We start from the raw sequence: 13393 nt of genomic DNA, 5'->3' as shown, positions 1-13393 counted from the left end.
GTGCTCGTCTGTGCCATGGCATCGCATCTTGCCGTAGCTCAACCTGCCCTGGCACCTGGTCGCAAGGGCTACGCAGAAGTCGAGACGGCGATGCAGAGGCTGCGCCAGCAGGGTGTCCGGTTTGACGTAACGTCGGAGAGAACCTGGACTGAACTCACTCAGGGCAACAAGTCCGGATTTCTCGATGCGATCAAGGTGATCGAGCGTTCTGACTGGACGCCTGCCGAGAAGTCCAGAGCCGTGAACAACTTGGCTGCCAAGGCCGATCTCGCCGCGTTCGAGGCACTCGCCAGGAGTGGCAGGTATCCAAACATCGCACTGGCAGACTCGGTAAAGATCGACCTCCTGGGCGAAGACTGGAAGAAGCTCGCGAACCAAAGGGAAGTTGGCGTGCTGGATATGAGCAGCGCAGCATTTCTCGCCAAGTACAGGGTTGACCTGGAAAGGTTCTCTCAATGGCCGTATGACTCGGATCCGCGTCGAACTCCTTGGGATCCAGCCCCAGGTATTCGGCCAAGACCCTCAGATCCGGAACCGCGCCAGCCCTCTGGGCCATCTGTTGGCAGTGGAAGCCAGCAGATGGGCACCGCCGGGACTCAGAACCCATTGCCTCCTGACTCGCCTCCACCGCCTTCCATCCAGGCGCGAATTGATTTTTCCCTTCAAGCCAGATTGAAGGAGTGTCAGGACGATCTGAAAAGAATGAAGAGAACCGATTGCAGCCGGTCGACGGGTTACACCGTTTCGGATGTACAGATTGCTCATGGCAAGGCCGTTGAAGTGTCCGTGGACGACAGGCGATCGGACTCGTTCAATCCTGTCGGCTTCTTGGAGGTTGTCAGGATCGGTCACATGCATGTCAGGCACAACTGCACGGGGACTTTAATCGCCGAGACCCTGGTTTTGACTGCGAAGCATTGCACCAACGACTCGAAGGCCGAGCACCTTTTGGTGTTCGTGCCCAAGTGGGATCCTGCGGAGTATGAGGAGTGCAAGAAAGCTCAGGCGGAAAAGAAGCCGCCCAGGCAATGTGTTGGGTTCGACAAGATCCCGCTAGCCAAAAATGGTGGGATTCGCCCGCACCCAAGCGAAAGCGTTGACTTGACGATCCTCACACTCGCCCAACCGGTAGGAACACGCTTTCGCACGTTTGCAAAGGTGAGCTTTGACAGCGCTGTGCCGACCAAGATCTCCGCGGCCGGCTACGGCGATTGGAGAACTGACAGGCCCATCGAGTCAAGAAGCGTGCTGGACGTAGGCTGGTTTGTCGGCGAGGTGGATCTGCGAAACGGCAAGATGTCATGGAGACCGGATCAGATGAAGGGAAATACCGTGTCGTGCAAAGGCGACTCTGGAGGGCCCGTCTTCAAGGGGATACACGCAGGCTACAACCTGGATGTGAAGCCTCGCGAGTTGATCGCCGTTATCTCAGGCGCACCGGGTGGACAGCAAGAGTGCGGAGCCCAAGTGGTGACCCAAACAAGTCTTGCCAGCACTGAGGCCGCAAACTGGCTGTGCGAACAAAAGGACGTTCCCACCAGCGGTTGCTCGACCACCATGGCCTTCAAAAACTACAAGATCTACAGGCTGCCGCAAGAACCTTCGCTGCAGATCTCAGGCGAAGAAATGGAGAAACTGTTCAAGCGGTGATGACCATTTCGGCGGGATCTCGGTCACGTCACGCCAGCGCGCGATGAGGATCTTCCGGTCCTTGAAGTGCCGGATCAGCGGATCGAAGCCGGTATCCTTCGAGATGATGTGGAATCCACCAGCCGCGCAACCGGATCCTGCCTGGGCGAGCTCATCCAGATCGATGGCAGCGACCATGCCTGGTCGAAGACCGGGGGCCTGAGTGCACGCTGCTTGTGTTCATCGACGACGCCACCAGTCGGCTGATGCAACCACGCTTCGTGCCCACCGAATCGAGCTTTGGGTACAGCGTGGCCGTGCTCCCAGCACGCCCCGCGCGCCCAAGGGACAAGCCCAAAGTGGAGGTCGCGGTCTAAATCGTTCTTTGCAATGTCCAAGCCATACGTCGTACGATTCATTTCGGGGCCTCCGTCTGTAAGTGGGTAGATCGAACTTCCACTTTGGCACTCGATGCCGTCGACTGCGAGGCCCCCCTTCATCACCCGCGTCTCCACCGTTCGCAGTCAATCAGCGAGGGGGAGGCGTCCATACCATCTCCTTTGCCAAGAAGTTAAGGAAATCCCGTTCTAGCCAAACGGGTCTCGCTCGGGTAGTCCCACATAGCATCTTTCATTCGATCACCCCGAAATACAGCATGCCAAACTTAAAAGCTGGCCAGCCATCGATCGGAACTGGACTCGATGAGGAAGACCGGATCCTGATGGAGTCCAACGGACAGCTGCCCTAGCCTCTGGGACATCTCCTGGCCCACGAACCGCCTGATCGACCGGCCGGTCGCAACACGGTGGCCTTCGTACTCGTGGAGCACGGAAGTTTCCCGTCCACTCAGGGCGGCCAAGAGTACGCTCGTGAAGACCGGCTCGGGTTGGTGACTCAATTCCGCCCCTTGCACCTCGTAAGACTTGCTATCGACACCCGTGGAAAACAGACGATCAACCTCGCAGAGCTTCGTCGGCGCCTTGAAGCTGGGGAAGATAGCCGACCCAGTCAGGTCGCCGTCGATGCCCGCTTGGCTCTGGTCGCGCGCGGTATCTGAGATGAACACGATGTGCGGGACGGCCGTCGACCGCGCCATGTTGACGGCTTGGTTGACGTTGACAGCTTCGTTCAAATCGACAATCCCATAGGTCAATAGCCAGACAAGTTGCTGATTCGCGGTGGCGCCATGACCGGCGAAGAACACGATGAGCTGGTCCAACTCCTTGATCCGAAGGCACCTATCTACGGCATCTTGGATGTCGCGCACCTGAACCGGCCCGTCAGTGTCAGTGATCAAGACCACTTGGTCGGCCGGTATGTGTTGGTTGTTCGTGGCCCACTCCACGAAGCTCTTCGCGGCAACGGCGGCGGCCCGGAGCGAAGGAAGCCCCGCCACCGTGTCCACGCCGATTGAGACCACGGCCCGAGGTCCCCTGTGGATCGATGCCGGCCGCGCTGGCTCTGGAGCAGCGGCTATGTTCAGCGCCGAAACGTTCCGTCCGAGCGCTTGCCAAGTCTGCGCTCCAACAACACCGTCCGTCACCAGGCCTCGCTCGCGTTGGAAAAGTCCGACTGCATCTGCAGTTACCGAATTAAACACGCCCGTAGCTTCTACCGCCAGCATGCGCTGAAGCTCGGCTACGTCTGGCCCGCGGTCTCCGCGCTTAAGGCTCCGCGTTGGAGCGACTTTGCCAGGACCCGCCCCCTCTGGCGTAGTCAACTCAGCATCCGGTGGCGAACCAGTGCCACTGCCCACAGATGTCGCGGGCAAGGAGCGTTGACGCGCATTGCCCTCCACCTCGGTGACAGCGTCGAGCACCTGGAGTGCGGTGCGGCGCAGGGCGGCTTCGAGGGGACGGCCCTTAAGATGCGCAAGCAACAACGGGGTGCCGTGCTCATCGACGTTGACCGCCTGATACGACGCAAGCGTTGGCGGCAGCGTTCCTGCCTCGACAGTAACGGCTACGACGGGCTTCCTGAGCTGCTGCGCCCGCTCAAGTTCAACCTTGGAGTAGTTGGCCTGCGCGCTTGCTGGACCGGCCAAAACGACCAATGCATCCGACTGATCAACCCACTGCAGCACGGTACCCGGAAAACTCTCTCCAGAGGAAATGTGGCCGTCGTAGCGAACGTCAATGCTTCCAGTCTCCTCCAGCGCCGAAACAAGTGCCCGTGCGAGCGCTGCGTAGGTGCGAACGTAGGAGATGACAACCATCGGCCGCTTTTCCGCCTTTGCGGCAACCGGCTCCCCACCATTCCAACCGCGATTGGCGGTCTCTCGCGGCATTGCATAGAACCCGCGCAGCATCAAGTTCGCCAGACTCAATTCCTGAAGCCGGGCCCTTGAAGAAACATGCGTCGCCACGAGGGCTCGGGCTTGGTTCTCGTAGAGACCCATGAGCAGCTCGTCAGGACCTAATTGCGAGACGAGCGCTCGAAAGTCGCCTTCACGCAGCCTTCGTCCGAGGCTTTGGATTTCGCTGGGAGGATTGAAGTAGCGGTTTTCCGCCTCTTCGTACGTGTTTTGAAGTTCATGCAGTAAGGGCGTCGTATCGATCCCCATGGAACTGACGACGTTGACCGCCGTGGAATTGATAGCGTGCCTCAAGGCAGCTCCGTCCAGGTCGCTTAGAGCGAGAACTCGGCCTCTGGCGTCAACGTTGGCGGCGGCCATGTCGCGCAACTCGCCAGCCTCCTCGATGTCATGAGAGGCCTGGACCGGGATGATCCGCCTGCCCAGTTTCTTCGCCAGGCGCATTTCCGTTTCCGATTGACGCCGACCGGCCGTGCCAACAATGGTCACGATGGCGTCGGCAAGTTCAACGGACGTACCGATTGCGTTCACCGAATTCGCTGGCGCTGAGCCATCTGTCAGCCGCTCGACCTTCAAATCCTGCGCCAACGCTGTCTCAAGCAAGGCGGCATAACGAGCGTATTGGCTCGGACTGAAAATGACGATTCGCTTGAGTGTCTTGGCGCCCATCGACAGTTCGGCTGCCGCATGGCGCAGCCGGCTCAGTTCGCCGAGATCCAACCGCAACGCTTGTAGCTTGTCGCCCCAGGCGACCGCCAGGGTGTCGTCGGTGGGAGAGAAAGCCAGCTCGACCGCACCGGTTGCACCAGGCAGCGTAGCGCGGCTCACCTCCATCCAGCCGGAAAGAACTTCGTCCACCGGCGCCCACAGCGCCAGGCTGCTGCCCGTCTGGTGGCCAACTGCGAGCCAACGCCCGTCGCGAGAGGCGCTCAGTGACGCAATGCCCTCTTGCACTGTGGTCTGCCAACGCCGGCTGCTGCCCGCAGCCTGCTCGGGTAGGCGTGCTACCACCAGCGTATGGGGTGGCTCAGCAAAGGCAGCCCAGCGGCCTTGGGGGTCTGCTGCCACAAGCCAGGACTGTGAAACCGGCGAAGGCAAGATCATGCTGCAGCCCCCTCGAACAACTGTCGGCTTTGCCCAATGCTGGCCTCGATGGCAAGGCCCGGGCGCAGAGCCACCATCCAACGACCGGACTGCGTCAGTCCTAAGAGCGGTTGTTGTTGGGTGACTTCAACGCTGACGCTACCCGCACGCCAAGTGGTACCTTGGTCCCCTTCAAGCAGCGCGGATAGCGTGCCATCGGCCACGTACATGGCCTTCACAGCGGGCTGCTCGATCTCGCCCGGTCCGAGTCCCAGCGTCTCGGCCTTGATTTCCTCGACATTGCCGTCGGGCAGGGGTCGGTGCAACACCAGCTCCCACCTGCTGCCGGCGCGATGCGTTGCCAACCAGTCGTGCCCGGCCTCGTCGGCAAACGCAAACGCCTCCAAGCGTCCCAAGCCCGCTTCGGCCAGCGGGGGCAGGGACCTTTGCAGGGCGTCGACGGCTGACCCCAGTGCAGGCGACGCAGCGCCCTGCTCGAATGCGCTGAGCCAGAGGTCACTGTCCAACCCCAGACCTGCCCAGGCTTCGGTCAGCGCGAGAACCCGCACCTCCTTAAGTCGCTGAAGTTCTTGCCGCCACGCCGTGTGTTCGCGAGTTCCCCGCTTTGCAACCGACCCGGTCATTGCAAAAAGCATCACAGGCCGATCACCGGCCTGCTCGGCGGCATTTGATCGGGACGACAACACTCCGAGCATGCGCACCTTCCAGCGCCCCGGCTCGCTTGATGGCATGCCGAGCACCCGCACCCCAACCGGTCGTCCGGTGCGCTGCTCCAATTGGCGCGCCACGCTGGTCACCAACTCGCGCACTGGGTCAGCATCGGCCGCGGGGCACAGCACGTATAGCAGCCATCCGCCGCGGCGTGTGCGAGTACCGTGGTGGAGGCGAGGTGCCTCGAAGATGTCAAGCCCCAGGCCGTGTAGCACGCCTAGGCGCCGGCCATCTGCCGACCAGCGCAGACCATGCATCGGCGCGGGCAGCGCTACCTCGGCGCGCACCGTGAGCCCTGGACCGGCGACCTTCTCGTGCACCACGCGTCGACGCACGGCGGCGCCGGCCGCGCCCGGCGGGCGGAATCGATCTGCCAGACGGCGCGCGAAGCGCGCGAACGGCAGCGCCGCGGGTGTCAGATCGCTGCTGCCCTGGCGGTCTTCGAGGTAGGCAATGAAATCGAAGGGGTTGCCACTGGCTTGCTCAATGTATCGCTGCACCGCCAGGTTCAGCTGCCACCATTCGCTGCGCAGAAGCCCCCCCACGAGCTCGTCGCGTACGGAGTCGGCCATGTCCAGCGTCACCTGCTCGTCGGCGCGCAGGTTCAGCGCCGTATCGGCCGGCGCGGGGCCGCGCGGCGTGAGCAGGCCGCTGGCTAGCACCTGGGCTAAGTCGTCGTCGCCGGCGGGCACCGGTGGAAGGTTGGCCTGCACCAGGCGCACCACCGGCAGAGTGAGCGGCTTGATGGCCGCCAGGGCAGCGGCCAGCTTCAGCGCCCGGGGCCGTGCGCTGCGCCGCAGTGCCGCCACCTGCGCCCCGGGTTCAGGCACGCGAGCGGCGGCGTTGCTGGTGGCGCCGCCCTCGTAGGGCAGTAGTGCAGCGGGGCAGCTGGCCCCGCCTGCGGCCATAAGCATTCGAGCCCAGCGCCGCGCGCCGGCCGGGGCCATGTCCAGCACCGGTAGCACCAAGCCAGGCTCGCCCTCGGCCCATTCGGGTCGCAGCACCGCCAGCGTGGCGCTCGGCTGGTCGCGCCGATGCGCCTGCACACGCAGGTCGACAAAGCCCAGTCCGGTGTGCGGCCAAAGCGGCTCAGGCAGCAACTGGGCCACGGCTACCGGCATCAGGCACGCCCACGGGAACAGCCAGCGCGCTATGCGGCCGTCGTGCCAGGCCGGGCCGGTAGCGTCTGACACCACCAGGAGCAGCCGTCCACCCTGGCCATGCTGCCACGCCGCGGGGTTGGCGGGTCGGCCGTCAGGGGAATGCAGCGCCAGACCTTGGGGCAGTGCGTGCAAGCTGAACAGATGCAGATCACGCAGCCCGGCGCGGCGGCGCAGCAGGTTGACGAACTCATCCACCCGCGGCCGCCAAGCCAGCAGCGGCAGGTGGGTGTCCACCACCACCACAGCGTCGAACCAGCGCGGGCGCGGTGGCCGCAGGACCGGTTGGGGCAGGCCGGTGTGGGCCAGGGCCTCGGCGCTGGCCTCTTCATCAAGTAAGCGCGCCGCGCCGCGGGCGTGGCGGCGGCCCAGGGGGCGCAGCGCGCGCGCTAGCTCGGCTGCCTCGGGCAGCGGGTGGGGGCTGGGCAAGGGGATGGCGCGCAGGCCGCCAGCCCCGTCGCCGTCCGCGCCAGCATACACAGCGCTGTCGGCCTGCCGGTCCGCCTCACGTGCCGCACTGTCGTCCACCTCCACCGGCCGGGTGGTAGGCTGGTAGGCCGCGGGGCCTAAAGGTGGGACGGTCGCGGGCGGAGCCATCTCGGTGTACGCGCGGGCACCCGCGTCGTCGCGCGGGGCAGCCTGGGCCCCGACGGCGGTCGGCACCGGTACGGCCGCACGCGGAAGGTGCTGCGCCAGCCACAGCACGTCGCGCAACTCCTCCCAGCCGGCCAGCGGATCCACCCTCGCCACAGCCTGCGCCAGCTGGTGCAGGCGCAACGCGGGGTTCGTCTTATTCTGCCGGGCCATGCTTAACCGCGCGGGCCCACCAGTTCCTGTGTCAGTGCCTGCACCAGACGCTGCTGCTCGTCGGCGTTACCGAGCTGGCCGTGCACCACGAAGTGCACCGCATTGAGCAATTGGTCGGTGGCTACGTTGGAAAGCTTGCCAGCCTGCACCTTAGCTAGGAATTCGTCGATTAGTGCTTGGGCTTGGCGGACCTCGGCAGCGTCGAATTGCAGTCGGATGATCTGCATCAGGCGCTTGCCTTCGACGTTGTCGTCGGCCGGATGATTGCCGGTAGGGTTGGGCATGTCCAGCCTCAGGCAGCGGCGCAAGAATGGCGCGGGGAAGTCGCGCTCGCCATTGCTGGTGAGAACCATGAGCGGGAACTGCGCGCAGCGCACCTTGCCGCCGACGATTTCGGCGACGGGCTGGCTGTCTTCGTCGTCGGTGAACACGGTTACCGGGCCGGCGAATTGCAACCGGCGCAGCTCGGGTACGTCGAACTCGCCTTCCTCGAACACGTTGAGCAGGTCGTTGGGAAGGTCCAGGTCGCTCTTGTCGATCTCGTCGATGAGCAACACGCGCGGACGCGTCGTTGGTAGCAGCGCGGTACCCAGTGGCCCCAGGCGGATGTAGCGGCCCAGCTGAGCGGCGATTGCCCGGGCGTCGCCGGCTGCGGCGGCCTTGGCGCCGGTCGTCTGCTCGTCCTGCAGGCGGCCGATTGCGTCGTAGCGGTACAGCGCGTCGCGCAACGTGGACGCCGAGGTGACGGACCAACGCAGCGGCGCGCCCAGTGCCAACTCATATGACACCGCATAGGCCAGGCTGGACTTGCCGCTTCCGGGCCGCCCGGTCACGAGCAACGGCCGGCGGAGATATAGCGCGGCATTGACCATCTCGACAATGGCCGTGGTGGCGTGAAATCGGGCGCCGCGCCGAGCGGCGGCAGGCCAAGTCCTGAGCCGGTTCCAGTCGAGCAGCTTGCGCTCTTGCAACACCTTGGCGGGATCGGGCCGCCAACCCGGGGCTGGCGGCAGGTGGCTGATACCGTCGTGGGGCTTGCGGCTACCGGTGTAGAGCTTCCAATCCTTGATGTTGTTTGGCATATGGCGTCCTATGTTTGCGGGCCCCAGGGTGGCACGCGCGTTGGGTCGTCCAGCATTAGGCTCAGCTCCTGCAGGCCTGCGCGGCGCAGTTGCAGCAGCCGCGCCGGCGTTTCGGCGCTGGGGCCACGCAGCCCTGCGTCGAGGTGGCCCTGCAGCAATGGAGCGATGGCCGCTCCGCGAGCCCATGCCAGCGCGGGCAGACCGTGTTTGGTGCACAGTTGGTGTGCCTGCTGTAGGGCTTGCGCGTCGGCCTGGGCATCGGGCACCAGGCACCACATCGGCCCACCGGCTTGCAAGTAAGCGTCGGCCGGGCGCGCCGCGCCCGCGGCGGGCGGCTGGGCCAGGGGCTGCGCGGTATGCCAGCGCGCCAGCACCTCGGGTGCGCGCTCGCACCACAGCTTGCGCAATTGACCCAACTCGCGCGGGTTTCGTAGAAGGGTTACGTAGGTGCCGCACAGGTCGAAAGTTGGGTCCTCGTCGCAGCCGCTCGCCAGTTCCTGCAGCTCCAAGCCCTCGGCCAGCAGGCCGCGCGGAAGGAAGAGCTCTATCGGCTCCCTGGAGCTAACGCGCAGTTCGGCCAACAGGCCAGCGAGCTCGGCCTTCAGCGCCGGCACGCCGCGGGCATGACGGGCCTGATGGTGGTCGCGCCCGTCTGGCACCGGTACACCCTCGGCATTACAGCGCGCGGCCATCACCCACCAAGCAGGCTGAGCGGGCGGCGCGTCGGGGTCGGCCGCCACCCACAGCAGCAGAACTTGCTGTGCCGGCGGCGCCTGCATACGCGCGTCGATGCTGGCCCGCTCGGCGTCGCTGACAATGGCCTTCACCCACTCACGCAACGCCTTCGCCTCACCCACCGCGGGCTCAGCCAGCAGGCGCAGCGCAAACTCGTGCAGCGGCGCCACGCCATGCGTGGCGGGAAGGTCCTGCAGATAGTTCAGCAGCCCGGCCGGGTTTGCCAGCAAGCCGCGCGGCATCTCGGGCCGCAGGCTCAGCACGGCCAGTTCGGCCTGGCGGTCGAACGCGACTTTCGCGCTTCCGAACACCCAGTCTAGCGCCGGCTCAGTGGAAAGATGGGTTTCCTGGTCGTTCCAGTCGGTGGCAAAAACATAAGCGGCTGCGGCCAGCCGGCTGGCCGCGGCCTGCAATGCGGACTTGAACTCGGGCCAATGACCGGCGGGCGCCTCGGCCAGCAGCTGACGAAGCAGCACGCCGTGGCTGGAGCCAGCCTGGGTGTACGTGGTGGTTTGGCCCTCGGCACAGACAAAGAGCTTGCAATAAACCGGGCCGTTGGCACGACCCTGCGCCAGCAGGTTGCGCGGTGCGAGGTAATCGGTGTTCCACGCCTGCAGCGATTCGCGGCAGGTGTCCATCACCAGTACCAGGTGACCAAAGGATGCGTGTCGGCTATCCACCAAATGGCGCGCTAGCTGATCCAACTCCAGGGTTTCTAACTGCGCACTGCTGGAACCAGGCAGTAGCAGGTGGTGCTCCTTGCCGCGCGCCACGCCGTGGCCGCACCAGTGCAGATACAGGGTGCCGCCGGCGGCATCATTGGCTAAGTCTTCGAGCAGGTAGCGGGCAAACGCTTCGATGTTGAACTCATGCCATCCAGGCCAGGCCACGTTGACATGGTCGCAGGCGGCTCGGTCGGCCGGCGCAAGCCATAGGTCGATGCGCTCGTGCCTTACGCCGGCGGTCTGAAGCGCCTGCGCTACCTGCAGCGCCTCGGCCACCGGGCCGTGCAGGTTACCGACGCCGTACCGCTCCACCCCCACGATCACCGCGCGGCTGGCCGACGGGGGCGAGGGATTGGGCGGCGCGAATGGCATCGGCGCGCGGGACTAGAGCGGGAGCAGGCGCCTGAGCAGCTCAGGCCAGAAGTTCTTCGTGCCCCAGTAGGCGCTGTGCGCGTCGGGGAAAGGCTGGCCGCTTTTTACTTCCATGTCCACGATGCTACGCGCGGCGAAGCCGCCGAACACCGGCGCGGCTAAATAGCTCAGCAGATCGTGGCGGTCGTACACATTTACCCAACGCCGCGGGAAGTGCTCAGGCAGGTGCTGTCCGGGCCTCAGAGCGCGCAGGGCGCCCAGTTCGTACAGCAGCGGCGCCTGGGAACCGACGGTGACCAATTGCTTGACCTTGGGTCGTGACGCCATGGCCAACATATCTACGCAGGCAATGCCACCCAGACTGTGGGCAATGACGGTGACCTCGTCGTCAGGGCAATCGTCGATGCGGTCAGCGATGAATCGCCGGAGGGGCGCCCCGCGCGCCTGGTAGCGCAGGATGTCGCCTGCCGCCGGATAAGCAGCGTTGCTGAGTACGTCGCGCTGGCGTACCAGTTTGGCGGTGGCCCAGCGGCTGGCTGCACCCTTGAGCTTGTTGCCGAGCCAGTCCAACACGGCACCGGCCTCGAGGCCGCCAAGTTGGTCGACCACTTGTTGCACCAGGGCGTCGCGTTCGTCGTCGGACAGCGGCGGAGCTTCGATCTGGCGCAACCCGGCGAGTAGTTCGGCCACGCAGGCGCGCGCGGCGGCCTCACGTACGCCGGCGTCCACCCGCCGCGCAGCGCGCGCAGCGCCGGTCAACGCCGGCGCTGCGACAACCTTGGCCACCGCCTCCTCCCATAGCCTACTCGGCACCTCTGGCGGCAGCAGCGCCAGCGCGGCCACGTCGGTGCTCAGCGCGGCAACTTCCAAGGGCCAGCCATCCACCTTGGCGTCCATCCGGCCCGCCCCACTGGCCGGGCGGGCCGCCAGTTCGCGCAGCTCGTAGGTGGCGTCCATGCTCAGAAGCTCCCACAACAGGCGCCTCGCCTCCGAGCCGGCCTCCGGTGGAGTGACCCCTTCGAAGTCAGGGATCGACCGCCCGTCACGCGCCAGCTTGGCGCCCACTTCTGGGCCCCATAGGCAGGGCTGCACCTGCGCTCCGGGCACCGCTGCTTGCAGGCCGCGGGTGATGCGCTGCACCGTAGCGCGATATCCCTCCTCCCGCACGCCGGTGCCGTGAACAAACAATACGCTACCCATCAGCCCGTCTCCCGAGACCGTCACCACTGCCGGCCGTTCCCAATTGTGCAACGCTATGACACCCCAAACGTCCGCTGAATTGAGGATACGCGACCAAATTCGGGCTGGCGATGACCGCCGAAGATCGCGGGGACGACAGCATGCCGGCTCCGCCCAGAGATTGTTGTGCAATCGCTCAGACCGCAACTGCGGGCATCCGTCCCGACTAGGTCGGTTCGTAAATGGTGCTGCAACAAACTAGGGTAACCGCGAAATTCCTACCGACGCATCGCCTAATACGTATGCACGGATTGGACCGCTCAGTTCCAGACCTACCCAGAGCTTGCCGAAACGGTGTAGCGCGTGCAGAGGGGCGGGCTGGGGAGCGGATTGACCACGCCGAGGGGATGGAGTGAACGGCGCCGGCGTCGGGAAGGGATCAGGCGTGGTGGGGGTTTCAGCGGCCCTGCTGGGCCACGTGCGTCAGCGATTGGAGCCCGGGAGGGTCGAGATCCTGCAGGGAGCTCGATGAGCAGCACGAAAGCGCGGGCCCGCATCGCGGATGCGCCGAGGGGTGTGGCTTCGGACCATCGGATACAGTGGGCCCATGGACCGACTACATTCCGTCTGGCCCTGAGTTGACGGCCTACCTTGAGAGGATGCTGAGCTCGCCAAGTCTGGCGAGGTGCAATGCTTCGCAGCCCGCGTATTCAAGAAGGACGGAACTTGGGAGGACGTGGCCGCGGGCGGAACGGAGGAGCAACGTGCAGCTCTCCTCGCGAAAGTCAGACAACGTCATTAACGGAGCACGTCATCGCGACGGTGCAGCGAGCGACGGGCCTCTGCCGACCACTTTGAGGTTGGTAGGTCGGTAGGTCCACAGAGGCATGCACTTTTTCCATCGATCCTAGATCGCTTCTGGATTGCATTTGCAGGGCACTGCGGCGCCGCCGCAGTCGCATCCACCTCCGTCGGCCACCAAGTCGGATGGCCGATCAGTGTGGTCTTCGCAGACCCAGCCAGGCGCACACCGGGCAGCCGTACCCTCCTGATTTGAAGGCGGGCGTTCCTCGTTGACGTAAGGGGCGTTTTCTCTGCGGCATTCGCTCCTCTGGGTGGTGGGTGCACGACGGCCCGGCTCCGTACCTTCGAAGTTATCAACTTCTGCTGTACGTGAAATCGAGGCAGGGTCATAGCCTTCGCGGATGTTCTCGTAGACACCATGGCCAGAGGCGAGGCCAGAAATGCGCTCCCACTTACGTGACAAGACATCCAATCCAACGCCGGGAAGACCATCCGGAGAGCCGACGCCGGGGTCGTAGTAGAGGACCTGGTTCGGGTTGTTGGTCGCACGCATGTGCTGGTATAGCTTGAGAACGTTCGTATCATTTGTCCCGCCGGTCAGCGTGTTGTTGGTGCCGTCGCAGAAAAGGATCATGTCACGCTGGGGCGTCGACCCACTCGTGGGTGGCTCTCGTATATCGGAGATTTGATGGAGCGCGCCTGGGAAGTCCGTTGATCGATCGTCCATTCTGTGACCTTCCGCGACCTGTCTTGGATGGCGCGAGAAAACCG

The 13393-nt window shown here is 64.6% G+C and carries 7 protein-coding genes and 1 pseudogene; 2 read left to right on the top strand and 6 right to left on the bottom strand.

Annotation, left to right across the window (positions count from 1 at the left end; translation table 11 throughout):
• Window positions 1-15 precede the first annotated feature (15 nt).
• Window positions 16-1650 carry a trypsin-like serine protease gene (locus AC3A6Y_RS33320; RefSeq protein ID WP_487872492.1) on the top strand — a complete coding sequence of 545 codons (1635 nt, stop codon included), beginning with the start codon at window positions 16-18 and terminating at the stop codon, window positions 1648-1650.
• A gap of 116 nt (window positions 1651-1766) precedes the next feature.
• A pseudogene (locus AC3A6Y_RS33315) lies at window positions 1767-1937 on the top strand (ISNCY family transposase); the annotation flags it as partial.
• Between the two features lie 356 nt (window positions 1938-2293).
• Here AC3A6Y_RS33315 and AC3A6Y_RS33310 read toward each other — a convergent pair.
• From AC3A6Y_RS33310 to AC3A6Y_RS33285, 6 genes are all read right to left on the bottom strand, one after another.
• On the bottom strand, window positions 2294-5047 hold the full coding sequence (locus tag AC3A6Y_RS33310) for a TIR domain-containing protein (protein ID WP_487872491.1): 2754 nt from the start codon (window positions 5045-5047) through the stop codon (window positions 2294-2296).
• Window positions 5044-7695 carry an SAV_2336 N-terminal domain-related protein gene (locus AC3A6Y_RS33305; RefSeq protein ID WP_487872490.1) on the bottom strand — a complete coding sequence of 884 codons (2652 nt, stop codon included), beginning with the start codon at window positions 7693-7695 and terminating at the stop codon, window positions 5044-5046. The genes AC3A6Y_RS33310 and AC3A6Y_RS33305 overlap by 4 nt, the downstream gene beginning before the upstream one ends.
• Before the next feature lie 32 nt (window positions 7696-7727).
• Window positions 7728-8807: an AAA family ATPase gene (locus AC3A6Y_RS33300; protein WP_487872489.1), complete on the bottom strand. Its 1080-nt coding sequence runs from the start codon at window positions 8805-8807 to the stop codon at window positions 7728-7730.
• An 8-nt stretch (window positions 8808-8815) separates the two neighbouring features.
• On the bottom strand, window positions 8816-10639 hold the full coding sequence (locus tag AC3A6Y_RS33295; RefSeq protein ID WP_487872488.1) for a VMAP-C domain-containing protein: 1824 nt from the start codon (window positions 10637-10639) through the stop codon (window positions 8816-8818).
• A 12-nt stretch (window positions 10640-10651) separates the two neighbouring features.
• Complete coding sequence (locus AC3A6Y_RS33290) at window positions 10652-11839, bottom strand: lipase family protein (RefSeq protein ID WP_487872487.1); 1188 nt, start codon at window positions 11837-11839, stop codon at window positions 10652-10654.
• A gap of 886 nt (window positions 11840-12725) precedes the next feature.
• Window positions 12726-13256 (bottom strand): phospholipase effector Tle1 domain-containing protein, encoded by a 531-nt coding sequence (locus AC3A6Y_RS33285; RefSeq protein WP_487872486.1) that lies wholly within the window; start codon window positions 13254-13256, stop codon window positions 12726-12728.
• Between the last annotated feature and the right edge of the window lie 137 nt (window positions 13257-13393).

It is taken from the genome of Variovorax sp. Soil_C_17, from assembly GCF_057657265.1.
The sequence above is the reverse complement of the archived record's forward strand: the minus strand, read 5'-3'. Positions and strand labels throughout refer to the sequence as shown.